Source organism: Sphingobium sp. (assembly GCF_032153725.1).
GTDB lineage: Bacteria > Pseudomonadota > Alphaproteobacteria > Sphingomonadales > Sphingomonadaceae > Sphingobium.
Genome location: NZ_JALDYQ010000053.1, coordinates 13,929 through 37,607, shown reverse-complemented (window position 1 = coordinate 37,607; position 23,679 = coordinate 13,929). Strand labels below are relative to the sequence as shown.

Genomic DNA, 23,679 nt, shown 5'->3' with positions numbered 1-23,679 from the left:
GGCAGGAGCCCAGTCCCGCCGTTTGAACTGGGCTCCTGCCTCCGCAGGAGCACGGCAGTGCGGGGAAACTGCAAAGATGATCTTCTGACTATGGACGACCTCTTCACGCCCTCCGCCATTCCGCGACCTGAAACACTGACCGTCAGCTTCGAAAGCTGGGAAGGGCCGCTCGACCTGTTGCTGGCGCTGGCGCGGACGCAGAAGGTGGATTTGCGCGAAATCTCGATCCTGGCGCTGGTCGAGCAATATCTCGCCTATATCGAGGGTGCGCGGAAGCTGAAGCTGGAACTGGCCGCCGATTATCTGGTGATGGCGGCCTGGCTCGCCTATCTCAAATCCGCGCTCTTGCTGCCCAGGGAGGCGCAGCCCGAGCCCAGCCCCGAAGAACTGGCGTTGCGGCTGCAATTGCGGCTCCAGCGCTTGCAGGCGATGCGGGAGGCGGGGGCGCGGCTGATGGCGCGCGACCGGATCGGCCGGGACGTGTTCGCGCGGGAAAAGCCCGAAGGCCTGCGCCTCGTCCGCAAGGCGAAATGGGCGGCGAGCCTGTTCGACCTGATCCAGTCCTACGGCCAGATCCGCGCCCGTACCCAGCCGGTCGTCCACATGGTCGCGGTGCGGCCGGTGATGACGCTGGACGAGGCGATCCAGCGGGTCGCCACGCTGGTCGGCGCGGCGATCGACTGGACATCGCTTGAGGCCTTCCTGCCGAGCGGGCAGGATGGACCGATGGCAAGGTCGGCGCTGGCCAGCAGCTTCGTCGCCGCGCTGGAACTGGCGCGGCAGGGGCGGCTGGAAATCCAGCAGGAGGGGATTTTTGAACCCATCTACCTGCGCGCCGCCTTGCCGGAACCGACTGCGGGGCGTTTATTGTGATCGAAGAAGTGGACGATTTCCTCCGCGCGGTGGAGGCTGTGCTGTTCGTGTCGGAACAGCCGCTGACGCTGGCCGAACTCAGGCTTCATGTCGGGGAGGCGGGGGACCTGCCCGCCGCGCTGGCGATGCTGAGCGGCCATTATGCCGGGCGCGGCATCAATCTGGTGGAGCGGGGCGGGCGCTGGCATTTCCAGACCGCCGCCGACCTGGCCCATATCCTTCGCCGCGAAAAGGACGAAACGCGCAAACTCTCCCGCGCGGCCATGGAAACCCTGGCCATCATCGCCTATCATGAGCCGGTGAGCCGCGCCGAGATTGAGGCCATCCGCGGCGTTCAGGTGGCCAAGGGCACGCTGGACGTGCTGATGGAGGCGGGTTGGGCGCGGCCCGCGGGTCGGCGGGAAGTGCCGGGCAGGCCGCTCATCTACGCCACGACGGCAGAGTTCCTGTCGCATTTCGGCCTTGGCAGCCGCCGCGACCTGCCAGGCATGGACGATCTGCGCGCCGCGGGTCTGCTCGATCCGGTGGATTTGGCGCTGGAGGGTCTGGGGGCCCAATCCGTTGTGGAAAATGATGAGGAAGATGCTTAGATCATGTTGCGGTCGGATTGACCGAAACATGATCTGCGGCCCTTGTTCGCCGTGATTTCCTGGCCGTGAAATGTTCCATTTCACGCGAAATCACTCTAATAGGCGGCAGTTTCAGGAGTAAGTTCAAATGGGTTCCTTTTCGCTGATGCACTGGGTCATCGTTCTCCTGGTGGTCATGCTGCTATTTGGCGGTGGCCGGATCTCCGGGCTGATGGGTGACGTTGCCAAGGGCATCAAGAGCTTCAAGAAGGGCATGGAGGACGATGACGACGTCGCCGCCAAGCCCGCCACGCGCATCGAGGGCCATCGCGTGCCCGAACAGGACGCGCCGACCGCCACGGAAGACAAGACCAAGGCCTGATTTTCCTTCGGCCCGGGGCGGTAGGCGCGCATGTTTGGTATCGATTCGTCTGAATTCCTGGTGATCATCATCATCGCGGTGATCGTCATCGGCCCCAAGGACCTGCCCCGCGCGCTCTACAAGCTGGGGCAGATTGTCGGGAAGGCGCAGGGCATGGCGCGCCATTTCCGCACCGGCATCGACGCGATGGTGCGGGAGGTCGAGCTGGAGGAGCTGGAAAGGAAATGGGCCGCGCAGAACAAGCGGATCATGGAGGAGCATCCGGCGGAAACCACCGGGGGGACCGAGGCGCTGCCGGCGCCGGCCGTTGAAACGGCGGCGGCTGGAGACGCGCCGGCGTTCGTCGCGGAAGCCGTGCCTGCCAGCGAAGCTGCGCCTCATGTCGCGGAGGTCCTGCCGGCGGCGGAGGGCCCGCCCTATGTGGCGCAGGAACCGGCGGGGAAGGGCGACGCGGCGGCATGAAGGATATCGACGATAGCAAGGCGCCGTTGCTCGACCATCTGATCGAGCTTCGCGGACGGCTGCTCAAATGCGTCTATGCGCTGTTCATCACGGGCGCGATCTGCTTCTATTTTTCCGAGCAGCTGTTTGCGATCCTGGTCCATCCGCTCAAGGAGGCCTTTGGCGATGGCGGTGGGCGGCTGGTCTATACCAAGCTCTACGAAGCCTTTTTCGTGCAGGTGAAGATCGCTGTCTTCGGCGCTTTCTGCCTGTCCTTCCCGATCATCGCGAACCAGCTCTGGGCCTTTGTCGCGCCGGGGCTCTATGCGAAGGAAAAGAAGGCGCTGCTGCCCTTCATCATCGCGACGCCTTTTCTCTTCGCCATGGGGGCGTCGCTTGCCTATTTCGTGGTGATGCCGACGGCTTTTCATTTTTTCCTGGAATTTCAGGGGAATAGCAGCGGCTTGCAGGTGGAGGCGCTGCCGAGCGCGGATAGCTATCTGGGGCTGGTGATGCAGTTCATCCTGGCATTCGGCGTCAGTTTCCTGATGCCGGTGCTGCTGATGCTGCTGAACCGCGCGGGCTTCGTGAGCCGGGCGCAGCTGATCGGCCTGCGCCGTTACATGATCGTCGCGGCCTTCATTTTGGCGGCGGTGCTGACGCCCCCCGATGTGGTGTCGCAGCTGATGCTCGCGATCCCGCTATTGGCGCTGTATGAGATCACCATCATCGCCATCTGGTTCACCGACCGGAAACAGGCGAAGGAACTGGCGGCGACCGAAGCGGCTGACGCGGCCGGCTGAAACGGAAAAGGCTCGCCGGATGGGCGAGCCTTTCATGTGGCGCTCCTGGAGAGCGCTGCGTTAAATCTGACGCAGGACGCGCCCTCCAGTTTTTTGTTTTCGCATCGTTTCAGGCGCCAAACCGGTTCCCAATTTAGCGCATGATGCTCTAATTGGCGGCGTTTTCGACCGCCTCACCAGCGCTTTGCACGTCCTTGCCGGCGCCTTCGACCGTGTTGCAGGCCGCGACCATCAGCGAACCGGTCAGCAGAAGGGCGGCTAGAATCTTCCTGATCATCATCGTCTCCTTTTCAGAGCCTTCATGTTCTGCACTCGTCCTTGCGGGAAATGCTTCAACCGGACGCCATGCCGGTGACCAAGGAACAACCCGCCGGTCGGAAAAGCGTTCCGAAAGCGAAAATATCGGCGATTTCTGAGGGATAGCCCATAAATTCTGAGCCCGGAACGCGTCGGGGGGGGGGAGATGCGTTCCGGGCTCATGTTTTTTTGGATAGCAAGAGCGGGGGGCAAAAGATTTGCTATCCGCAGTGCAGAACCCTTGTGAGAGCCATAAGGTTCCCGACCTCCCCGAAAAATCTTTTTTATTTATATCTTTTATTTTCAATGCATTAGATAATTGTGGAAATTTTAACCGTAAAAAATGGCCGCCTTCGGCCGAAAAAAATGCGGATCAGATCAACGGGCGGCCGCTATTTAGATATTCGGGACGGACGGCCGATCGAGGAAGGCGGGAAGCGCTGGGCAACGGCTGATCGTGGGCAGGGGTGATGGTGGATTGCTGCGGGGCGGCGGTGGGAAGTCCCAGGGGCGGATCGAACGGGATCGGCCAGATCGGGCGGGCGGGTCCGGATTGCGTCTCGCGCCCCGGATAAGCGGCGCGGAAGGCGTCCGGCGTGCCCTGGATGCCGGGAGAGCGATAGAAGATGTGGGCGCCGATCACCGCCACCGGACGCATCGTCGCGGACCAGCCGGGGCGGACCGCCAGCGTGTGGTAGAAGGTCGCGAGGCCGACGGGCCCGTAGACCTGCCCGGCGAGCGCCCGGGCCGCGATGCTTCGGGCGCGGGTCCATCCTGCCGCGTTCGCCATGCGCGCCATGGAGCCGTCGCAACTGAAGGTGAACTGGCAACGATCGTCGGTGCGTTCGGACCCTTGATAGATGACGCCGCAGACGCTTTTGGGCCAGGCCGGATTGCGCACCCGGTTCAGGACCACCTGGGCGACGGCGCGCTGGCCATCCTCCGGCTCGCTGCCGGCCTCATAATAAATGGCGGAGGTAAGGCAGTTGAGCGCCCGATAGCTGTCGAGGGCGGTCAGGCCGCGAAACGCCATGGCGGGGGCGGCCTGCACCGCGTCAAGGCCAAGGACATGTTCGCTATGCTGCGTGACAGCGCCGGGGACGGGGGCGAAGGCGCCCTCCGCGAAGAAAAAGGCCGATCCGGGGAAATTGTCGCCGGGCTTTTCGGCGGGGTCGTCTTCCGCCCGGGATGTGGCCAGCAGGTCGAGCGGCGCGGCGGTGATCAGGCGCGGCGCGGCGAGCGCGAACAGCGCCAGCGCCGCGATCGCGCCATGCCCTGTCCCTGTCGCCAGCCCTGTTGCCTTGCCTGCCAAGCCTGTGTTTCCCCCTGTCTTCGCTTCGCCATAAGGGAAAAGCCTTGCCAGTTCCTCTCCGGATTCCGGCCTGTCCCGTTCCGGGACGATGGGCGCGGCAATGCTTAACGGGTGAGGGAACAATCCGGACTTTCATCCGGGCAGCAATCCGTTGCTTGGCAAGCGCATATCTGGTCCGCTATGCGGAAGCCATGCTGGTTCAGAAAGATAGCCTTGCCCTGATTGGCAATACGCCGCTGGTGCGCCTTGCCGGCCCCTCGCAAGAGACGGGCTGCGATATTTACGCGAAGTGCGAATTCGCCAATCCCGGCGCTTCGGTCAAGGATCGCGCGGCGCTGTTCATCGTCAATGATGCCGAGGAAAAGGGGCTGTTGCAGCCCGGCGGCACGATCGTCGAGGGGACGGCGGGCAATACGGGCATCGGGTTGGCGCTGGTCGCCAATGCCAAGGGGTACAAGACGATCATCGTCATGCCCGAGACGCAGAGCCGGGAGAAGATGGATACGCTGCGTGCTCTGGGCGCGGAGCTGGTGACGGTGCCGGCGGCGCCTTATTCGAACCCGGGGCATTTCGTGCACACATCGCGCCGTCTGGCGGAGGAAACCGAGGGCGCGATCTGGGCGAACCAGTTCGACAATATCGCCAATCGCAAGGCGCATATCGTCGGCACGGCCGAGGAAATCTGGACCCAGATGGAGGGGCAGATTGATGGCTTCACCTGCGCAGCCGGCACGGGCGGGACGATTGCGGGGGTAGGCCTGGGGCTCAAGGCGCATGACGAGAATATCACCATTGCGCTCAGCGATCCGCATGGCGCGGCGCTCTACAATTATTATGCCCATGGCGAGTTGAAGGCGGAAGGCTCTTCGGTGGCAGAGGGCATCGGACAGGGGCGCATCACCGCCAATCTGGAGGGCGCGCCGATCGATGCCCAGTTCCGCATTTCCGATGAGGAAGGGCTGCTGTGGGTGCGCCGCCTGCTGGCCGAGGAGGGACTGTGCCTGGGTCTGTCGTCGGGCATCAATGTCGCGGGCGCGGTGGCGCTGGCGAAGCAGCTTGGGCCGGGCAAGCGGATCGTCACGATCCTGTGCGATACCGGATTCCGTTATCTTTCAACGCTCTATAATCGTGAGTGGCTGGAATCGAAGGGCTTGACTGTCTTCCCCTGGCTCGCGCACACTCGTTGACCGCCGACACGGGTCGCGGCGGCGAAGAAAAAGAGCGCTTCATGGCTGAAACACCCCGCCAACAGGAAGGGTTGCAGCGTGTCCAGATCGGCCTCACCGGGCTGGCGGGCGTGGTGTTGCTCGTGGGTCTGGCGAATATCGTGATCGACAAGGCGCGGATCGACGACCCGACTGTGCCGCCGCCGACCGTGCCGACGCTGGATGTGAATGCGGTCGCGCCCAAGGAGCCGCTGGCGGAACTGGGCGTGCAGCCCGCGGCGGAACAGGCGCCGATCGTGCCGGATTTGCAGCCGGACCCCAATCTCAAGAAACCCATGGATCGCGAGCTTCCGCCAGCTTCGCGCTGAACTGGCCTGATCGGGCAGTGGGGGTGGTGCTTCGGACATTAGTGCTATTGTGGTTGCCGGGGGTGCTGGTGCTGCTGTGCGGGCTGCCGGGGCTGTTGGCCACAGGGCAGGTCGATCCGCGTGGGTGGATGTTGCCGGTGTTGGTGCTGGTGCCAGTTGCGGCCGGGTTGAGGCGGCATCGGGGTGAGGCGGCGGCGGGCTGGGCTGGCTTGGGCGCGGCTGGGATGGTGCTGTGTTGCGCGTTTCTGGCGACTGGGCGGGTGCCTGCGCTGGAGCCGGTGTTGTGGTTTTTGGCCGCGGTGTTCCTGGCGACAGTGGCGGGGCTTTCGTTCGGCGCGCTTCGTGCTCCTGCGAAGGCACTGGAGCGAGACAAGTGGCTCGCGACAGCCCGGTCCCGCCGTTTGAACTGGGCTCCTGCCTTCGCAGGAGCACGGCAAGCTATGGGGGTAGGGTGCGCCTTGATCGCACTTGCGGCTTGGTGGTTTGCCAAGGAGCCGTCTTTGGAACCTGTCCCCGGAAAGCGTCCCCAACTGGCGGTCATCAGTGGCCTTCCGCTATTTTGGCGCGAAGGCCAGCAGGGGTTTTCCGCCAAAGCTGACGCGCCGATCATCACCGTCCTACGCCAGCGTTTCGACGTGAAGCCCGTCGATAGTCCGTTGGGTTTGGGCAGGGCGAAGCGGTTGCTGCTCGCCCAGCCGCGCGCCTTTTCCATGGATGAACTGGTTGCGCTGCATGGCTGGATCAGTCGGGGCGGGACGGCGCTGATCCTCGCCGATCCGCAATTGCGCTGGCCGCTCGATCTGCCGCTGGGGGACCGACGCAGGCCTCCATCCGTGACCCTGCTGTCCGCCATGATCGAGGTGCTGGGCGTGAAGCTGCTCCCGAATGCCGGAGCGGGGGAAGTGCGTCATTTTCTGGGCGATGGGCGGATGCTGACCCTCTACGCCGCTTCGGGTTTCGAAAGAGCTTCTGCCAATTGCCGCATCCTCGGGCGCGGGCGGGTGGCGCGCTGCGCGGTGGGGAGGGGGAGCGCGACCATCGTCGCCGATGCCGACCTGATCGACGACCGGCTGTGGCTGGCCGATCCCACAGCGCCGCTCGACCCCGCGCAATGGACCGCCGATACGCCGCAATTCGTGGCGCAGGCCCTAGGGGAAGCGTTGCCGGACGGGCGGCGCTGGGTGCGGAGCGGGGATGGGTTGGTCGGGGCGGTGCGCTGGGCGGTGCTGGTCGGGTTTTTCTGGGCGGCGTTGGGAACGGCACTGTTGGGATCGTGGAATGGGGCTCGTTTCAGCCTTGCGCGACCACGTCTGACCCGGCAAAACCCCGGAAAGGGAGATTAATTACCAGAACAAAACAGGATTTCCCGGCTTTTCCCAAAATATCCCTTTTCTTGAACCCTGTGGCTTGGTATTTGATGGCCATAGGGGTTTGTCAGGCTTTGCTAGTCCTGTTGCCCGGGTCGCGAATGGCGCATCCGGACGGCGATGGCCTGCGCCCCCGAACCAAAGGGGCAGCAGTCCAAAGTGTCGGAAGTCATTCTCTTTACGGGCAACGCGTTCAGCGTCGCGGACGGCAAAGGCCGGTTCGTGCTGCCCCTGGAGATGCGCCGACAGGTCAAGCTCTCCAGCGGCAATGAAGCCAAGCTTTTCCTCTCGGTCCATGGCGGCAACCCCTGCGCCACGGGCTTTGGGGAATCGCATCGCCGCTATCTGTTCGAGGAAGTCGAGGAGCTGGCCCGCGAAGCGCGGGCGGCGGGACGCGACTATAATGCCGATCTGGAACTGGAACGCCGGCTCGGGACCATCGAAGAGGTGAATTTCGACGAGGGCGGCCGCTTCGCCATGCACCCCGACATTAGGCAAGAATATGACATCACCGACGTCGTATTTTTCTATGGCGTGGGCCGGTACATCCAGATCTGGAAGCCCGAAACGCTGGTCGATTCGAAGGATCGGCCCGAACTGATCCGCAACAAGGTCCGCCGCTGGCTGGACCAGCGGGACGCGGGAGGGGGCAAGTGAGCGCTTCTCCCGACCATGCCAAAGACCCTGATCGCCACATCCCGGTGCTCATCGACGAAGTACTCGACGCCCTCGCCATCAACCCCGGCGAGGCGCATGTCGACGGCACTTTCGGCGCGGGCGGCTATAGCAGCGCGATGGCGGCCAAGGGGGCGAAGGTGTTCGCCTTCGACCGCGATCCCGATGCGATCCGGGAAGGGCAGGCGCTGGCCGACGAAAAGGGCATCACGCTCATCGCGGGCGAGTTTTCGCGGATGCAAGGCTTGCTGGCCGAGCGGGGCGTGACCTCGGTTTCGGGGGTGACCCTGGATATCGGCGTGTCCTCGATGCAGCTCGACCGGTCGGAGCGGGGCTTTTCCTTTCAGGCGGATGGCCCGCTCGACATGACGATGAGCCAGAGCGGGATGAATGCCGCCGATTTCCTGAACAATGCCCCTGAGCAGGAAATTGCCGATGTTCTTTACCTTTATGGCGAGGAGCCGCGCTCGCGCCGGGTGGCGAAGGCGATCGTCGAGGCGCGTCCGCTGGAGCGCACCGGGCAGCTGGCGAGTGTCGTGCGCCGGGCCTTGGGCCATAAGCCGCATGACAAGAAGGACCCGGCGACCCGGACCTTTCAGGCGATCCGCATCCATGTGAACCGCGAGCTGGAGGAGTTGGAGCGCGGGCTGGAGGCGGCCGAGGCGATATTGGAGGAGGGCGGCCGACTGGCGATCGTGACCTTCCACAGCCTTGAGGATCGCATCGTCAAGCAGTTCCTGCGCAAGCGGAGTGGCGGCGAGGGAGGCGGGTCGCGCCACCTGCCGGAGAAGAAGGCGGGCGATGCGCCGACTTTCGAGAAGCCCGCCAAGGCGGTGCGGCCCGGAGAGGCGGAACTGACCCGCAATCCCCGAGCCCGTTCCGCCACGCTGCGCAGCGCCATTCGTACTTCCGCCCCAGTTGCCAACCGGCCAAATCCCAGCAGGAGCGCCCGCTCATGATCGCGGTCAAGAGATTGCAGAGCCTGATCTGGATTCTTCTCGTCGCGCTGGGTGCGCTGGGTGCCTATATGGTGTCGCTGAAGGTCGCGACGGAGCGCAATGAGCTGATGAAGGTGCGCTTGCAGATCGTGCGGGCGAGGGCCGATATCCGCTATCTGGAAACCGAGTTCAGCGCGCGGGCGAACATGCGGCAGCTGGAACGCTGGAACCAGGACGATTTCATGTATGCGACGCCGACCGCCCAGCAATATCTGGCGGGCGAGCGCGCTCTGGCGCATCTCGATGGGGTGCAGCCCAATGGCCCGGATTATGTCGCGCCGCCGGTGATGGTGGCGATGGTGCAGACGCCCGCCGATCTGCCTTCCGCGCCGCAGGCGGCCCCGGCCAGCCCGGCCGCGACGCAGATCCGCAGCGACATCGCGGTGATCCGCGAGGCCCATGCCGCCGACAATGTCGAGAAAATCGCCAAGGCCGCGCCGGTCAAGACCGCCAGGGAAAAGGCGAAGGACGACGCCGACACGTCGAAGCCCAATCCCGTCGCCCGCCGTGCCGAACGGATGGCGATGCTGGACGCCAAGCTGCTGGATGACAGCACCATTGGCGATATCAGCGCGCAGGCGAAGCGCGAACGCCGCAAGGGGGATCGCTGAATGGCGACGATCATCGTCCAGCCGGGCGGCGCCAGAGCGGGCAAGCAGCGCGTCGACCTGACGGCGATTGCGCATAATCGTTTGATGCTGTTGTTGATCCTGTTCCTGGCTGTTACCGGCGTGGTGATCCTGCGGCTGGCCTGGGTGGGGATTTTTTCGGGCAACGGGCGGGGCGGCGACGTGGCGGCGGGCCTGCCGGCCCGGGCCGATATCGTGGATCGCAATGGCGTGCCGCTGGCGCGGACCATGGATGCCTATTCCATTGCGGTGCGGCCGTCCAGGCTGATCAGCGACCCTTCCGACCTTGCGCGCAAGCTGCACGAAATCTTCCCCGATGAACCCGAAGCGGCCTTTTACAAGAAGCTGACTGGCCGGGGCTGGGCCTATCTGCGCCGTCGTGCGCTGCCGGAAGAGGTGGCGGCGGTGAATGCGCTGGGCGAGATCGGCATCGAATTTCCGCGGGAGAAGGAACGGCTTTATCCGCAGCGCACGCTCGCCGCGCATATTTTGGGCTTCGCGCCCAATGCGGATGGCAAGGGCGGCATGGGCGTGGAGGCGGCGTTCAACGACCGGCTGACCGATGCAGCGCTGCGCGGCCAGCCCTTTACGATGTCGATCGACAGCCGGGTGCAGGGCGCGCTGGAAAGCGAGCTTTACGCCCAGCTGGTGCAGACCCATGCCAAGGGCGCGGGCGGCGTCATTCTGGACGCGAACACCGGCGAAGTGATCGCCATGGCCTCGATCCCCGTCTTCGATCCCAACAAGCTGGAGAATTACGCGGGCAAGTCGTGCAGCGAATCGCCGCTCTGCAATCATATGGTGCAGGCGCGCTACGAACTGGGCTCGGCGTTCAAGCCGCTGTCCATCGCCGCGGCGATGGACCGGGGGATCGTCACCTCCATGGCCAAGACCTATGATGCGACGGCGCCGCTTGCGGTCGGTGGTTTCCGGATCAAGGACGACCATGCGCTCGGCCGCTGGATCAACGTGCCGGAAATATTGGTGCACAGCTCCAACATCGGCACGGCGCGGATCGCGGACCAAATGGGCGCGGAGCCTTTGCAGCATCTTTTCCGTGAGTTGCACTTCAACGATCGCGCGCCGATCGAACTGAAGGAACGCGCCGGGACGCTGTGGCCCGCCAATTGGGGGCGCATCACCACGCTCACCGTTTCCTATGGTCACGGCATCGCCGTAACGCCTTTGCATCTCGCTTCGGCTTATGCGGCGCTGGTGAATGGGGGGCTGTGGCGGCCCGCTACGCTGCGCAAATTGAAGGCCGAAGAGGTGCCGGAGGGGCGCCGCGTCTTTTCCGCCGCGACCAGCGCGCGGATGCGCCAGCTGTTGCGCATGATCGTCGCGGCGGGTACAGGTCGCAGCGCCGACGCCAAGGGATACCGGGTGGGCGGCAAGACAGGTTCCGCCGAAAAACCCCAAGAAGGGCGGTATAACAAGACTTCGCTGGTGACGACTTTCGCTTCTGCCTTCCCGATGGACAATCCGCGCTATGTGGTTCTCGTCACCATGGACGAGGCGACGGGCCAATATGGCCTGCGCACGGCGGCCTGGACTGCTGCTCCAGTCGTGAAGCGGGTGGTCGAGCGCACCGGGCCGATGTTGGGCGTGCTGCCCGACGAGCGGCGCGATGTCGATATTTCCGACCTCATGCCGTTGCTGCACGGCGACAAGGAGAAAGAATAGGATGCGCCTCGGGTCGCTAATCGAGGGGCTGGATGCAAAGCTCGACACCAACGCTCCATTGGATGCGTCGGTGTCGGGCTTTGCGATCGATAATCGGAAAGTCGCGCCGGGCACGGTATTCGGCGCCTTCCAGGGCGCGCGGGTGAATGGCGAGGATTATATTCCTGCCGCCGTGCAGGCCGGAGCCGTGGCGGTGGTCGCCCGGCCGGAAGCCAGGGTCGAGGGGGCGATCCATATCGCCCATGACAATCCGCGCCGCCTGTTCGCGCTGCTCGCCGCCCGCTATTTCGCGCCCTTCCCGGACGTGACGGTTGCCGTCACCGGGACCAATGGCAAGACGTCCACGGTGGAGCTGGCTCGCCAGCTGTGGCGGATGCTGGGGCATCATTCGGCGTCGATCGGCACGCTGGGCGTGACTACCTCGGTCGATCAGGTGTCGACGGGGCTGACCACGCCGGACATCGTGACCTTCCTGTCCAACATGTCGGGCCTGAAGCGCGAGGGCGTCACCCATGCCGCGTTCGAGGCGTCGAGCCATGGTCTGGCGCAATATCGCACCGAGGGGCTGCCGGTGTCGGTGGCGGCCTTCACCAATCTGTCGCGCGATCATCTCGATTATCATGGCGACATGGACAGCTATTTCGAGGCCAAGATGCGGCTGTTCGACGAAGTGGTCGCGCCTGACGGCACGGCGGTCGTCTGGGCCGATGACGAGTGGTCGGACAAGGTCATCCGGCGGGCTACGAAGCGGGGGCTTCGTGTGCTGAGCGTCGGGGTGCAGGGGCAGGCTTTGCGCCTTGCCAACCGCACCCCGACCCAGTTGGGCCAGGCGCTGGAAGTCGAAGTCGAGGGTAAATCCTACAAGGTCAATCTGCCGCTGATCGGCGCCTATCAGGCGGCCAATGCGCTGACCGCCGCGGGCCTTGTGATCGCGGGCGGCGAGGATGTGGGCAAGGTGCTGGAGCATCTTGGCCGGGTGCAGCCCGTGCGCGGGCGGCTGGAGCGGGCGGTGATCACGCGGGCGGGCGCGCCGGTCTATGTCGATTATGCGCATACGCCCGATGGGTTGCGCGCGGCGATCGAGGCGCTACGTCCGCATACGAAAGGCAGGCTGATCGCCTTGTTCGGCGCGGGTGGGGATCGCGATGCGGGCAAGCGGCCGCAAATGGGCAAGGTCGCGGCGGAACTGGCCGATCATGTGATCGTGACCGACGATAATCCGCGTTCGGAAGAGCCTTCCTCCATTCGCGCTGCCGTGATGGCGGGCGCGCCGGGGGCGGAGGAAATTGGCGGGCGCCGGGCCGCCATTGCCGCCGCCATTGCGCAGGCCGGGGCAGATGATATCGTGCTGCTCGCGGGCAAGGGGCATGAGCAGGGGCAGATTATTGGGGATCGGGTGTTGCCCTTTGATGATGTGACCGTGGCGCGGGAATGCGCCGGATGAGCGCGCTCTGGACCTCCGAAGAGATCGCGCAGGCAATAGGGGGCGTCGCATCGGCGCCCTTCGCCGTTTCTGGCGTGGCGTTCGACAGCCGCGAGGTGACGGGCGGCGACCTGTTCGTGGCAATGAAGGGCGAGGCGACGGACGGCCATCGCTTCGTGGACAAGGCTTTCGGGCAGGGCGCGGCGGGTGCCATCGTCAGCGAACCGATCGGCCAGCCGCATGTGCTGGTGCCGGACAGCGCGGCGGCGCTGGAAGCGCTCGGCCGTGCCTCGCGCGAGCGGATGCAGGGCAAGGTGGTCGGCGTCACTGGATCGGTGGGCAAGACAGGCACCAAGGAAGCGCTGTTCCACGCGCTCGACCGCATCTGCCCCGATGGGGTGCATCGTTCGGTCAAAAGCTACAACAACCATGTCGGCGTGCCTTTGAGCCTGTCGCGCATGGCGCGGGAGTCGGCTTTCGGCGTCTTCGAAATGGGCATGAACCATGCGGGTGAGCTGGCCGCGCTGACCCGGCAGGTGCGGCCGCATGTCGCCATCGTCACCGCCATCGCCCCGGCGCATATCGAATTTTTCGGCACCGAGGAGAAGATTGCCGAGGCCAAGGCCGAGATTTTCGAAGGTCTGGAGCCGGGCGGCACGGCGATCATCCCCTATGACAGCCCGCATGTCGCGACGCTATACGCGAAGGCGGAGCAGTATGCCGCGCGCATCCTGACCTTTGGTTTCGATCCCGAAGCCGATGTCCGTGCCCGCGACATGGTGCCGGCGGCGGGCGGCGGCACGCTGGTGACGGCGACGCTGCCGGGGGTGGAACTATGCTTCACCGTGGGTGCGCCCGGCGAGCATTGGGTATCCAACTCGCTCGCCGTGCTGGCAGCGGTCGAGGCTTTGGGCGGTGATCTGGCGGCGGCGGGATTGGCGCTGGCGGAAATGCCGGGGCTGCCCGGGCGGGGTGAGCGGCGCATCGTGCCTGTTGCCGGTGGCGAAGCGTTGCTGATCGATGAGAGCTACAACGCCAATCCGTTGAGTATGATGGCGACGCTCAAGCAACTGGGCCGGGAGCGGGCCGAGCGCCGCATTGCCGTGCTGGGCGGGATGCGCGAACTGGGCGAACGCAGCCGGGAGCTTCATGCCGGGCTGGTCGAGCCGCTGAAGGGAAGCCATGTCGACTATGCCATCCTCGTCGGGGAAGAAATGCAGCCCTTGGCCGAGGCGCTTAGCGGCGTGATGGCTTTCGATCATGTGCCGGACACGGCGCAGGCGACCGATCTCATTCAAAGTGAAATGCGCGCGGGTGACGCGATTCTGGTGAAAGGCTCGAACGGCATCGGCCTGTCGCGTCTCGTCGCCGCGCTTCAGCCAAAAGAACCCAAAGAAGTGATGAACTGATGCTCTACTGGCTGGCCCAGACCATGGATTTCGCGGGTGTGTTCAACCTCATCCGCTATTTGAGCTTCCGCGCTGGCGCCGCGATCGCGACCGCCCTGATCATCGGCCTCGTCATCGGGCCGCGCTTCATCGGCTGGCTGCGGGTGCGGCAGGGCAAGGGGCAGCCGATCCGCGACGACGGGCCGCAGACGCACCTCGCCAAACGTGGGACGCCGACCATGGGTGGCCTGATGATCCTGACGTCGATGGTGTCGTCGGTGCTGCTGTGGATGGATCTTTCCTCGATTTACGTCTGGGCCTGCTTGTTCGTGACGCTGGGCTTTGGCGCGATCGGCTTCCTGGACGATTATGACAAGGTGACGAAGGCCAGCCACAAGGGGCTTTCGGGCAAGATGCGCCTGGCCTTCGAATTCCTGATCGCGGGCTTTGCGGCGTGGCTGATCGTCAGCCAGCATGGCAATACCGCGCTCTACGTGCCTTTCTACAATGGTCCGGCGATCGAGCTGGGCCCCTTCTATTTCCTGTTCGCGGCCTTCGTGATCGTGGCGTTCGGCAATGCGGTGAACCTGACCGACGGGCTGGATGGGCTGGCGACCATGCCGGTGATCATCGCCTGCCTCGCCTTCATGGCGATCGTCTATCTGGTCGGGCGCGCGGACTTTGCGGGTTATCTGGGCATTCCGCATGTGCCGGGGGCGGGCAATCTCACCATCCTCTGCGGCGCGATCATCGGGGCGGGGCTGGCCTTCCTCTGGTTCAACGCGCCGCCGGCCGCCGTGTTCATGGGCGATACCGGCAGCCTGGCGCTGGGCGGCACGATCGGCGTGATCGCTGTCACCGCGCATCATGAGATCGTGCTGGGCGTGATCGGCGGGCTGTTCGTGGTCGAGGCGATGTCGGTCATCATCCAGGTCTTCTTCTACAAGCGGACCGGCAAGCGCGTGTTCAAGATGGCGCCGATCCATCATCATTTCGAGCAGCTTGGCTGGGCCGAGCCGACCGTGGTGATCCGTTTCTGGATCATATCCTTCGTGCTGGCGCTGGCCGGCCTTGCCACGCTGAAGTTGCGGTGAGCGCCATGGGGATCGTTTCGGACGTCTTCGCGGGCAAGCGCTATGCGGTACTGGGGCTGGCCCGGTCGGGGCTGGCGACGGTCGAATGCCTCGCGGGCAGCGGCGCGCAGGTGGTGGCCTGGGACGGCAGGGAGGAAGCACGTGAGGCTGCTGTCGATGCCGTTCAAAAATTATCGGTGGAGGTTGAAGGCGATGTCAGCCTGACGCTGGGCGATCCGGCGGAGATCGACCTCAAGGGCTTCGACGGCGTGGTCGTGTCGCCCGGCGTGCCGCTCAACAAGCATCCCATCGCCATGCATGCGAAGCTGGCCGGCGTGCCGGTCATCGGCGATATCGAGCTGTTCGCGCTCGCCCGACCGACGCTGCCCGCGCATCGGGTTGTCGGCATCACCGGCACCAACGGCAAATCGACGACCACGGCGCTCATTCATCATATCATCGAGACGGCGGGCATCCCGACCCGCATGGGCGGCAATATCGGTCTGCCCATCTTGGGGCAGGACCCGTTGCCGGAGGGCGGCGTCTATGTGCTGGAGCTTTCAAGCTATCAGATCGATCTGACGCAGAGCCTCGATTGCGAGGTGGCGGTGTTGCTCAACATCACGCCGGATCATCTTGACCGCTATAATGGTTTCGAGGGCTATGTCGCGTCCAAGGCCCGGTTGTTCGCCATGCAATCGGCGGATCATATCGCGGTGATCGCTACGGAGGACGTCCCCAGTCGCACGATTGCCGCCCAGCCCGGCGCGCCGCGGGTCGAAGTGGCGGCGGCTGACATCGATCCCGTCGTGCAGGCGGGCTGGCCCTCGCTGCAAGGTCCGCATAATGCCCAGAACGCCGCCGTCGCCATTGCCGTTGCCCACGCGCTCGGCATTGATGAGGCGACCGTCGAAAAGGGCCTGCAAAGCTATGCCAGCCTGCCGCACCGGATGCAGCGGGTGCGGGAATTGAACGGCGTCCTCTATGTCAATGACAGCAAGGCGACCAACGGGGCCTCGACCGCCCCCGCTCTGGCCGCCTATCCGCCGGTGGATGGCCGCAAGCGCCTGCACTGGATCGTCGGTGGTTTGGCCAAGACCGACAATCTGGACGAGTGCGCGCCCTGGTTCGGCCATGTGGCCCAAGCCTATACCATCGGTGAAGCGGGGCCTATGTTCGCTGAGCTGTTGCGTGGCGCTATGGCGGTGGATGACAGCGAGATGCTATCGGCCGCCGTTCGCCGCGCGGCGCGGGTGGCGCAGCCGGGGGATGTGGTGCTGCTGTCGCCCGCCTGCGCGAGTTTCGACCAGTTCCGTGACTTCGAGGCGAGGGGCGATGCCTTCGCCGCTGCCGTCGCGGCACTGGAATAGAGGGCGTTAGAGGAGCCGGGGGCATGTTCAGGGCAGGCGAGCTTGTAAAAGAGTTCAAGAACCGCACCGTCCCGCGTGAGCGCACGGCGCTGGCCATCTGGTTCTGGGAAATCGACCGCGTGCTGCTGTCGCTGATCGTCGCGCTGATGGCGATCGGGCTGGTGGCGGTCGCCGCCGCATCGCCCGTCGCGGCGATCGACCGGTCGACCAGCACTGTCGCCGTGACGCCGCTCATCTACTTCTACCGTCAGCTGATGTGGGTCTTCATCGGCCTGCCGATCATGCTGGTGATTTCCATGCTGCCCCGGACGCAGGCGCGGCGGCTGGCCTTCTGCCTGTGCATTTTCTTTGCGCTGGCGCTGTTGCTGGTGCCGGTGCTCGGCTCCGTGGTGAACGGGGCGAAGCGCTGGATCGACCTGCCGGGATTCCGCTTCCAGCCGTCCGAGTTCCTGAAACCCGTCTATGTCGTGACCATGGCCTGGCTGCTGTCGCTGCGCGGCAAGGATATGAGCCTGCCGGTGATCCCGCTGACCGGCGTGACGACCGCTCTGATCGCCGCGATCCTGATGAAGCAGCCGGATTTCGGCCAGACGGTGATCTTCCTTGCCTGCTGGGGCGGGTTGCTGCTGCTGTCAGGCGTGTCGATGCGTGCCATTGGCGGTCTGGGGGGCGCCGCGCTGGGCGGGCTGGTGCTGATGTACATGTTCTACGAGAATGGCCGTCAGCGCATCAACGACTTCCTGGGGATAGGCGTGGCGCAGGATATGGGGCCGGACCAGACCGAACTCGCCTTCCGCACCATCACCCATGGCGGCTTCCTGGGCGTGGGTCCCGGCGGCGGTCAGGCCAAGTTCCGCCTGCCCGAGGCGCATACCGACTATATCTTCTCGGTGATCGGGGAGGAGTTCGGGCTTCTGGCCTGCATCGGCATTGCCTGCGTCTATCTGGCCATCGTCGTGCGCGTGTTTCTGCGGATGCTGGACGAAGATGATAATTTCACCATCCTGGCGGCAGCGGGCCTCACCACCCAGTTCGGATTGCAGGCGATCATCAACATGGGCGTCAATGCGCAGATATTTCCTTCAAAGGGCATGACGCTGCCCTTTATCAGCTATGGCGGCTCCTCTATGCTGGCGCTTTGTATCGGCGTCGGCCTGCTGCTCGCGTTCACGCGGCGCAACCCCTTCATGGGTCGGCACACGGTCGTCAAATGGAGTGGTCGATGAGCATTTCCCGACACTTCGTCCTCGCCGCAGGCGGGACGGGTGGTCATATGATTCCGGCGCATGCCGTCGCTGAGGAGCTGATGGCGCGCGGCCATCATGTCGCGCTGGTGACGGATGAGCGCGGCGCGAAGATTCCGGGCATTTTCGACAGTGTGCAGGGCAATCGGGCGCAGGTCCATGTCATGCCCGCCGGGCGGATGACGAAGAATCCGAAAAGCTGGGCGGGCGCGTTGAAGGCGATCCTTGCGGGTCGTGCCATGGCGCGGCGGCTGAATGAGACGTTCCGGCCGACCGCCGTGGTGGGCTTTGGCGGTTATCCGGCCATGCCTGCGCTGCTGGGTGCGCTGGCCGATGGCATTCCGACTGCGATCCATGAACAGAATGCGGTGCTGGGGCGGGTGAACCGCTATCTGGCCGGGCGGGTGGATGCGATCGCGACGGCCTATCCCGACGTGCAGCGGCTGAAGGACCGATATGCCGACAAGGTCCATCTGATCGGCAATCCGGTGCGCGAGGAAGTGAAGCAGCTGCGCGAGGAGGAATTCCCGGCGCTGACCGACGAAAGCGTGTTCCGCGTGCTGGTGATCGGCGGCAGTCAGGGGGCGACGATCCTCTCCTCCGTGGTGCCCGATGGCCTTGGGATGTTGCCGCTCAGCCTGCGCCGCCGCTTGCAGGTGACGCAGCAATGCCGCGCCGAGGATATCGAGCGGGTGCGCAAGCTCTATGCCGATCTCGAAATCCCCGCCGACCTTGCGACCTATTTCAACGATGTGCCGGAAAAGCTGGGCTGGTCGCATCTGGTGATTGCGCGGGCCGGGGCTTCGACGCTGGCTGAACTGACCTGCGCAGGCCGTCCGGCGATCCTGATCCCGCTGCCGAGCGCCATGGACGACCACCAGACCGCCAACGCCCGCGAAATGACCGAGGCGGGCGGCGCGCGCACCATCCCGCAGGCGCGCTTTACGGCAGTCGAACTCGCCAAGCAGATGCAGAAAATGGCGCTGGAACCCGGCGCCCTCCAGAATGCGGCCAAGCGCGCCCGCGCCTGCGGCCGTCCCGATGCGGCCCGCGACATGGCCGACCTGCTCGAAAGCATCGGCCCCGCGCCTATAGTCAATGACCCGCTGCGTGTCGGCCCGACGCCGACCAGCCTCAATCTCCAGGGAGTACCCGCATGAAGGGTGTCGGCACCGACATCGGCACGATCCATTTCATCGGCATTGGCGGCATCGGCATGTCCGGCATCGCTGAAGTGATGCATAATCTGGGTTACAAGGTTCAGGGTTCCGACGTGGCCGAGGGCTATGTCGTGGAAGGGCTGCGCAAGAAGGGCATTCCGGTGATGATCGGCCACAAGGCCGAAAATCTGGGCGATGCCGCCGTGGTCGTGACGTCCACCGCGATCAAGAAGGGCAATCCCGAGGTTGACCTCGCGCTGGAACGCCGCGTCCCCGTCATCCGCCGCGCGGAAATGCTGGCGGAACTGATGCGACTCAAATCCACCGTCGCGGTCGCGGGCACCCATGGCAAGACGACGACCACCTCCATGGTTGCGGCGCTGCTGGATGCGGGCGGGGTGGACCCGACCGTCATCAATGGCGGCATCATCAACAGCTATGGTTCGAACGCCCGTCTCGGCAAGAGCGACTGGATGGTGGTCGAGGCCGATGAGAGCGACGGCAGCTTCCTGCGCCTCGACGGCACGCTGGCGGTCGTGACCAATATCGATCCGGAGCATCTCGACCATTATGGCAGCTTCGACAAGGTGAAGGACGCCTTTGTCGAATTCGTTGAGAATGTGCCCTTCTACGGCGCGGCGATGCTGTGCCTCGACCACCCGGAGGTGCAGGCGATCCTGCCCCGCGTGCAGGACCGGCGCATCGTCACTTATGGTTTCTCGGCGCAGGCCGATATTCGCGGTGAGAATGTTCAGCCCGTCCCCGGCGGCAATCGCTTCGACGTGCAGATTCGCGAGCGTGATGGCAGGGTCCGCCGCATTGAGGGCATCGAAATGCCGATGCCGGGCCGCCATAATGTGCTGAACGCCATGGCGGCGATTGGCGTGGCGCTGCAAATGGGCATCGGTGACGCGACGATCCAGACCGGTTTCGCCAAATTCGGGGGCGTGAAGCGCCGCTTCACCAAGGTCGGGGAAATCCCGGCCGGGGAGGGCGTGGCAACCGTCATCGACGATTATGGCCACCATCCGGTGGAGATCAAGGCCGTGCTCGCCGCCGCCCGCGAAGGCGCGAAAGGCCGGGTCATCGCCGTGGTCCAGCCGCACCGCTTCACCCGCCTGCGCGACCTGATGGACGAGTTCCAGCAGGCCTTCAACGACGCCGACATCGTCTATGCCGCCCCGGTCTATCCGGCAGGCGAGCAGCCGATCGAGGGCGTCGACAGCGCCGAACTGGTCGCCGGCCTGAAACGCCGGGGGCATCACTCGGCGTCCACCATCGAGGATGCAGATGATCTTGCCCGCGCGATTGCCGCTGATGTCAGGGCCGACGACATGATTATCTGCCTTGGCGCGGGCGATATCACCAAATGGGCGGCGGGGCTGGCCCCGGCGATTGCTGCGAAAGAGGTGGCCTGATGTTCGAGCTGTTCAACGTCGGCCTCGAAATGCAGAAGCGGATGATCGACATCCAGATGCAGGGCGTCGAGGTCGCGCAGCAGATGGTCGATGCCGCCCAGCGCAATGTCGATGCCGGGCTTGCCGCCAATCGGGCAGGCGAGGCTGGCATGAAGGCGATGAAGGGCTGGATGCGGCTCTGGGGGATGCGCGATTGACGCTGGCGGCGACCACCCTTCCTCCGGTTCGCGGCTCGCTCAAGGCTGATGCGCCGCTGGGTCCCCTCGTCTGGTTCAAGGCGGGGGGCCTTGCGCAATGGCTGTTCGAGCCGAAGGATGTGGAGGATCTGTCCGATTTTCTGCGGGGTCTGGACCCGGCGATCCCCGTGATGGCGCTCGGCCTCGGTTCCAACCTGATCGTCCGCGATGGCGGCGTTCCGGGCGTGGTCGTGCGTCTGGGCAAGCCCTTTGCCAGAGTGGAGCAGGTCGATGCGACGGCGCTGCGCTGCGGGGGAGGGGCTTCGGGTATCCTCGTCTCCTCGACGGCGCGGGATGCCGGAATATCGGGGCTGGAATTTCTGCGCTCGATCCCCGGCACGGTCGGCGGTTTCGTGCGGATGAATGGCGGCGCCTATGGGCGTGAGACATGCGATATTCTCGTGGAGTGCGAGGTCGTGCTGCGCTCGGGCGAGCGGGTGACTTTGCCGCTCGATGCGCTGGGCTACACCTATCGCCACAGCACGCTGCCCGAAGGCGCGGTGGTGGTGAGTGCCGTGTTCCGGGGCGTTCCTGGAGAACCGGCCGCGATCCAGGCGGAAATGGATCGCATCGCCGCCGCTCGTGAAGAAAGCCAACCGCTCCGCAGCAAGACTGGCGGGTCGACCTTCAAGAATCCCGATGGGCACAAGGCTTGGGCTCTTGTAGACGAAGCGGGATGCCGTGGCCTGCAACTGGGCGGGGCGCAGGTTTCGGAGAAACACACCAATTTCCTCCTCAACCTCGGCGACGCGACCAGCGCGGATATCGAGGCCTTGGGCGAGGAGGTTCGCCGCCGGGTGAAGGCCAGGAGTGGCATCGAACTGGAATGGGAAATACAGCGTGTCGGCATGTTTGCCGACGACGCCAACCAGGAAAATCTTGTGGGAGTAAGCAAGTGAACCGCGGTCCCTGGCATGTTGCCGTCCTGATGGGTGGCTGGTCGGCCGAGCGGCCGGTGTCGCTGTCGTCGGGCGAGGGCGTTGCCAAGGCGCTGGAATCGCGCGGGCACAAGGTCACGCGCATCGACATGGACCGCGAGGTTGCCGCGCGGCTCAGCGAAACCAAGGCTGATGTGGTGTTCAACGCCCTCCACGGCGTCCCCGGCGAGGATGGCACGGTGCAGGGCATGATGGACCTGATGGGCCTCACCTACACCCATAGCGGCCTCGCCACCTCGGTCATCGCGATCGACAAGCAGCTGACCAAGCAGGCGCTCGTCCCCCATGGCATCCCCATGCCCGGCGGCCATATCGTCGAGAGCGCCAGCCTGTTCGAAGGCGATCCGCTGCCGCGCCCCTATGTGGTGAAGCCGGTCAATGAGGGCAGTTCCGTCGGCGTCGCCATCGTGACGGATGGCGGCAATTACGGCTCGCCCATTGGCCGCGATGTCGAGGGGCCGTGGCTGCATTTCGACCAGCTTCTGGCCGAACCCTATATTCGCGGCCGGGAACTCACGACCGCCGTGCTGGGCGATGAGGCGCTGCTGGTAACGGAATTGCGTCCGAAAAGCGGCTTCTATGATTTCGACGCCAAATATACCGACGGCATGACCGAGCATGTCTGCCCGGCGGATATCCCCAATGAGATCAGCGAGGCCTGCAAGGCGCTGGCGCTCCGTGCCCATCAGTTGCTGGGCTGCAAGGGTGCGTCGCGCTCCGATTTCCGCTGGGACGACACGCAGGGCATAGAGGGGCTGTTCCTGCTCGAAGTCAACACCCAGCCGGGCATGACGCCCTTGAGCCTCGTCCCCGAACAGGCGGCGAAGCTGGGCATTGACTATGCCGAGTTGGTGGAGCGTATTGTCGAGCAGGCGCTGGAGGGGGCGCAAAAGGGGCCGAAACAAGGGGGTGGGCATGGCTGAAGCACGCATCCGGCGTGGCGGGACGGCGCGGCTGGCGCGCACCACCGGCGCGCGCGGCCGTAGCGGGGGGCGGGGCCGGACGGTCAAGCGCCGGAGCTGGGTGGACAGCCTGCTCGACCTGCTGCCCTTCAGCGAAGAAACCCTGCAACGCATGGCAAGCTGGGCGATCGTCGGCATCGTGCTCGCGGGCGTGATCGGCATCGCGATGCTGCTCGGCCTGCCCGCCATGGCCGGGCAGAAGGCGTCGCAGCTCGCCGCCAATGCCGGTTTCGAGGTCGAGAAGGTCGAGGTGCGCGGCGTCGAGCGGATGGACGAGCTGCCCATCTACAATATCGCATTGGGGCAGGTGAACCGATCCATGCTGGCGCTTGATCTGCCCAAGGTGCGGGGCGAGATGCTGAAGCTTGGCTGGGTCAAGGATGCGCGGATTTCCCGCCGCTTGCCCGATACGCTGGTGGTCGATATCGTCGAGCGCGATCCGGTCGCGGTGTGGCAGCATGACGGCCAGCTCCAGTTGATCGACGTGGCGGGCGTGGTGCTGCAATCGGTGTCGGCGGGCGCGATGCCTGACCTGCCGCTGGTGGTGGGGCCGAATGCCAATCTCCAGACGGCGGACCTCAACAAGCTGATGGAAAATGCGCCGGCGTTGAAGCCGATGCTGGCGGGCGCCACCTGGGTCGGGAACCGGCGCTGGGACCTGCGCTTCCAGTCGGGTGAGACGCTGTCGTTGCCCGAGGGGGACAAGCCCTCCGCGACCGCGCTGGTCAATTTCGCGCGCATGGACGGCGTGAACCGGTTGCTCGGCCGGGGCATCGTCAAGTTCGACATGCGCGATCCGGATCGTTTCGTGCTGCGTCTGCCGCAGGGTCAGGCGAACGACCAGTCTGGCGAAAAGCCCGCGGCGAACACCGACGCGCCCGCCAAGGGCGAGGAAGGCTAAGCC

Annotated in this window: 25 protein-coding genes; 23 read left to right on the top strand and 2 right to left on the bottom strand. The window is 64.9% G+C overall.

Translation table 11 applies throughout. The features are described from left to right. Nucleotides 1-90: 90 nt before the first annotated feature. The 5 genes from RUH75_RS16445 to tatC all read left to right on the top strand — a co-directional run bounded on the left by RUH75_RS16445 (nt 91) and on the right by tatC (nt 3,068). Nucleotides 91-873: a ScpA family protein gene (locus tag RUH75_RS16445; RefSeq protein ID WP_313807972.1), complete on the top strand. Its 783-nt coding sequence runs from the start codon at nt 91-93 to the stop codon at nt 871-873. Then, entirely contained in the window at nt 870-1,463 is a 594-nt protein-coding gene (gene scpB / locus RUH75_RS16440) for an SMC-Scp complex subunit ScpB (RefSeq protein WP_313807970.1), read from the top strand. Before RUH75_RS16445 ends, scpB begins: the two co-directional genes overlap by 4 nt. 127 nt (nt 1,464-1,590) lie before the next feature. Then, a complete protein-coding gene (locus tag RUH75_RS16435) occupies nt 1,591-1,824 on the top strand; it encodes a twin-arginine translocase TatA/TatE family subunit (RefSeq protein ID WP_313807968.1) in 234 nt (77 codons plus the stop codon). Between the two features lie 30 nt (nt 1,825-1,854). After that, nucleotides 1,855-2,286 carry a translocase gene (locus tag RUH75_RS16430; RefSeq protein WP_313807966.1) on the top strand — a complete coding sequence of 144 codons (432 nt, stop codon included), beginning with the start codon at nt 1,855-1,857 and terminating at the stop codon, nt 2,284-2,286. Then, nucleotides 2,283-3,068, top strand: coding sequence for a twin-arginine translocase subunit TatC (tatC, locus tag RUH75_RS16425; RefSeq protein ID WP_313807964.1), 786 nt, complete (start codon nt 2,283-2,285; stop codon nt 3,066-3,068). The genes RUH75_RS16430 and tatC overlap by 4 nt, the downstream gene beginning before the upstream one ends. Nucleotides 3,069-3,216: 148 nt before the next feature. Here the strand turns inward: tatC and RUH75_RS16420 are convergent, their stop codons facing one another. Together RUH75_RS16420 and RUH75_RS16415 are read right to left on the bottom strand one after the other, a co-directional pair. After that, the gene (locus tag RUH75_RS16420; RefSeq protein ID WP_313807962.1) at nt 3,217-3,345 is read right to left on the bottom strand and encodes an entericidin A/B family lipoprotein; all 129 of its coding nucleotides are present in this window, start codon (nt 3,343-3,345) and stop codon (nt 3,217-3,219) included. A 393-nt stretch (nt 3,346-3,738) separates the two neighbouring features. Beyond that, a complete protein-coding gene (locus tag RUH75_RS16415; protein ID WP_313807960.1) occupies nt 3,739-4,677 on the bottom strand; it encodes a cell wall hydrolase in 939 nt (312 codons plus the stop codon). 191 nt (nt 4,678-4,868) lie between these two features. Here RUH75_RS16415 and RUH75_RS16410 point away from each other — a divergent pair, with 191 nt between their 5' ends. From RUH75_RS16410 to RUH75_RS16325, 18 genes are all read left to right on the top strand, one after another. Continuing rightward, entirely contained in the window at nt 4,869-5,864 is a 996-nt protein-coding gene (locus tag RUH75_RS16410) for a cysteine synthase A (RefSeq protein ID WP_313807976.1), read from the top strand. A 41-nt stretch (nt 5,865-5,905) separates the two neighbouring features. Next, entirely contained in the window at nt 5,906-6,211 is a 306-nt protein-coding gene (locus tag RUH75_RS16405; RefSeq protein ID WP_313807958.1) for a hypothetical protein, read from the top strand. A gap of 26 nt (nt 6,212-6,237) precedes the next feature. Then, nucleotides 6,238-7,554 (top strand): hypothetical protein, encoded by a 1,317-nt coding sequence (locus RUH75_RS16400; protein WP_313807956.1) that lies wholly within the window; start codon nt 6,238-6,240, stop codon nt 7,552-7,554. A gap of 183 nt (nt 7,555-7,737) precedes the next feature. Then, complete coding sequence (locus RUH75_RS16395) at nt 7,738-8,235, top strand: division/cell wall cluster transcriptional repressor MraZ (protein ID WP_313807974.1); 498 nt, start codon at nt 7,738-7,740, stop codon at nt 8,233-8,235. Continuing rightward, a complete protein-coding gene (gene rsmH, locus RUH75_RS16390) occupies nt 8,232-9,212 on the top strand; it encodes a 16S rRNA (cytosine(1402)-N(4))-methyltransferase RsmH (RefSeq protein WP_313807954.1) in 981 nt (326 codons plus the stop codon). Before RUH75_RS16395 ends, rsmH begins: the two co-directional genes overlap by 4 nt. After that, a complete protein-coding gene (locus RUH75_RS16385; protein WP_313807951.1) occupies nt 9,209-9,862 on the top strand; it encodes a colicin transporter in 654 nt (217 codons plus the stop codon). Before rsmH ends, RUH75_RS16385 begins: the two co-directional genes overlap by 4 nt. Then, a complete protein-coding gene (locus RUH75_RS16380; RefSeq protein ID WP_313807949.1) occupies nt 9,863-11,563 on the top strand; it encodes a penicillin-binding protein 2 in 1,701 nt (566 codons plus the stop codon). It abuts the gene before it with no gap. 1 nt (nt 11,564) lies between these two features. Beyond that, the gene (locus RUH75_RS16375) at nt 11,565-13,007 is read left to right on the top strand and encodes a UDP-N-acetylmuramoyl-L-alanyl-D-glutamate--2,6-diaminopimelate ligase (protein ID WP_313807946.1); all 1,443 of its coding nucleotides are present in this window, start codon (nt 11,565-11,567) and stop codon (nt 13,005-13,007) included. After that, entirely contained in the window at nt 13,004-14,395 is a 1,392-nt protein-coding gene (gene murF / locus RUH75_RS16370) for a UDP-N-acetylmuramoyl-tripeptide--D-alanyl-D-alanine ligase (RefSeq protein WP_313807944.1), read from the top strand. Before RUH75_RS16375 ends, murF begins: the two co-directional genes overlap by 4 nt. Then, nucleotides 14,395-15,468 carry a phospho-N-acetylmuramoyl-pentapeptide-transferase gene (mraY, locus tag RUH75_RS16365; protein ID WP_313807942.1) on the top strand — a complete coding sequence of 358 codons (1,074 nt, stop codon included), beginning with the start codon at nt 14,395-14,397 and terminating at the stop codon, nt 15,466-15,468. Before murF ends, mraY begins: the two co-directional genes overlap by 1 nt. A 5-nt stretch (nt 15,469-15,473) precedes the next feature. Beyond that, nucleotides 15,474-16,817 carry a UDP-N-acetylmuramoyl-L-alanine--D-glutamate ligase gene (gene murD, locus RUH75_RS16360; RefSeq protein WP_313807940.1) on the top strand — a complete coding sequence of 448 codons (1,344 nt, stop codon included), beginning with the start codon at nt 15,474-15,476 and terminating at the stop codon, nt 16,815-16,817. A gap of 23 nt (nt 16,818-16,840) precedes the next feature. After that, nucleotides 16,841-18,043, top strand: a complete 1,203-nt coding sequence (locus tag RUH75_RS16355) for a putative peptidoglycan glycosyltransferase FtsW (RefSeq protein ID WP_313807938.1) — start codon at nt 16,841-16,843, stop codon at nt 18,041-18,043. After that, complete coding sequence (gene murG / locus RUH75_RS16350; RefSeq protein ID WP_313807936.1) at nt 18,040-19,221, top strand: undecaprenyldiphospho-muramoylpentapeptide beta-N-acetylglucosaminyltransferase; 1,182 nt, start codon at nt 18,040-18,042, stop codon at nt 19,219-19,221. The genes RUH75_RS16355 and murG overlap by 4 nt, the downstream gene beginning before the upstream one ends. Continuing rightward, nucleotides 19,218-20,639: a UDP-N-acetylmuramate--L-alanine ligase gene (gene murC, locus RUH75_RS16345; RefSeq protein ID WP_313807934.1), complete on the top strand. Its 1,422-nt coding sequence runs from the start codon at nt 19,218-19,220 to the stop codon at nt 20,637-20,639. Before murG ends, murC begins: the two co-directional genes overlap by 4 nt. Continuing rightward, complete coding sequence (locus tag RUH75_RS16340) at nt 20,639-20,836, top strand: hypothetical protein (RefSeq protein WP_313807932.1); 198 nt, start codon at nt 20,639-20,641, stop codon at nt 20,834-20,836. The genes murC and RUH75_RS16340 overlap by 1 nt, the downstream gene beginning before the upstream one ends. Continuing rightward, the gene (gene murB / locus RUH75_RS16335; protein WP_313807930.1) at nt 20,833-21,774 is read left to right on the top strand and encodes a UDP-N-acetylmuramate dehydrogenase; all 942 of its coding nucleotides are present in this window, start codon (nt 20,833-20,835) and stop codon (nt 21,772-21,774) included. The genes RUH75_RS16340 and murB overlap by 4 nt, the downstream gene beginning before the upstream one ends. Then, nucleotides 21,771-22,736, top strand: coding sequence for a D-alanine--D-alanine ligase (locus tag RUH75_RS16330; RefSeq protein WP_313807928.1), 966 nt, complete (start codon nt 21,771-21,773; stop codon nt 22,734-22,736). Before murB ends, RUH75_RS16330 begins: the two co-directional genes overlap by 4 nt. After that, nucleotides 22,729-23,676, top strand: a complete 948-nt coding sequence (locus RUH75_RS16325) for a cell division protein FtsQ/DivIB (protein WP_313807926.1) — start codon at nt 22,729-22,731, stop codon at nt 23,674-23,676. The genes RUH75_RS16330 and RUH75_RS16325 overlap by 8 nt, the downstream gene beginning before the upstream one ends. Nucleotides 23,677-23,679: the final 3 nt, after the last annotated feature.

Coding starts and splice junctions, on each gene's coding strand:
- murF (WP_313807944.1), top strand. CDS start 13,004: ATGAGCGCGCTCTGGACCTCCGAAGAGATCGCGCAGGCAATAGGGGGC.
- RUH75_RS16435 (WP_313807968.1), top strand. CDS start 1,591: ATGGGTTCCTTTTCGCTGATGCACTGGGTCATCGTTCTCCTGGTGGTC.
- RUH75_RS16355 (WP_313807938.1), top strand. CDS start 16,841: ATGTTCAGGGCAGGCGAGCTTGTAAAAGAGTTCAAGAACCGCACCGTC.
- RUH75_RS16430 (WP_313807966.1), top strand. CDS start 1,855: ATGTTTGGTATCGATTCGTCTGAATTCCTGGTGATCATCATCATCGCG.
- tatC (WP_313807964.1), top strand. CDS start 2,283: ATGAAGGATATCGACGATAGCAAGGCGCCGTTGCTCGACCATCTGATC.
- RUH75_RS16385 (WP_313807951.1), top strand. CDS start 9,209: ATGATCGCGGTCAAGAGATTGCAGAGCCTGATCTGGATTCTTCTCGTC.
- RUH75_RS16445 (WP_313807972.1), top strand. CDS start 91: ATGGACGACCTCTTCACGCCCTCCGCCATTCCGCGACCTGAAACACTG.
- RUH75_RS16340 (WP_313807932.1), top strand. CDS start 20,639: ATGTTCGAGCTGTTCAACGTCGGCCTCGAAATGCAGAAGCGGATGATC.
- RUH75_RS16420 (WP_313807962.1), bottom strand. CDS start 3,345: ATGATCAGGAAGATTCTAGCCGCCCTTCTGCTGACCGGTTCGCTGATG.
- RUH75_RS16380 (WP_313807949.1), top strand. CDS start 9,863: ATGGCGACGATCATCGTCCAGCCGGGCGGCGCCAGAGCGGGCAAGCAG.
- RUH75_RS16405 (WP_313807958.1), top strand. CDS start 5,906: ATGGCTGAAACACCCCGCCAACAGGAAGGGTTGCAGCGTGTCCAGATC.
- RUH75_RS16375 (WP_313807946.1), top strand. CDS start 11,565: ATGCGCCTCGGGTCGCTAATCGAGGGGCTGGATGCAAAGCTCGACACC.
- murC (WP_313807934.1), top strand. CDS start 19,218: ATGAAGGGTGTCGGCACCGACATCGGCACGATCCATTTCATCGGCATT.
- RUH75_RS16410 (WP_313807976.1), top strand. CDS start 4,869: ATGCTGGTTCAGAAAGATAGCCTTGCCCTGATTGGCAATACGCCGCTG.
- murD (WP_313807940.1), top strand. CDS start 15,474: ATGGGGATCGTTTCGGACGTCTTCGCGGGCAAGCGCTATGCGGTACTG.
- mraY (WP_313807942.1), top strand. CDS start 14,395: ATGCTCTACTGGCTGGCCCAGACCATGGATTTCGCGGGTGTGTTCAAC.
- RUH75_RS16325 (WP_313807926.1), top strand. CDS start 22,729: ATGGCTGAAGCACGCATCCGGCGTGGCGGGACGGCGCGGCTGGCGCGC.
- murG (WP_313807936.1), top strand. CDS start 18,040: ATGAGCATTTCCCGACACTTCGTCCTCGCCGCAGGCGGGACGGGTGGT.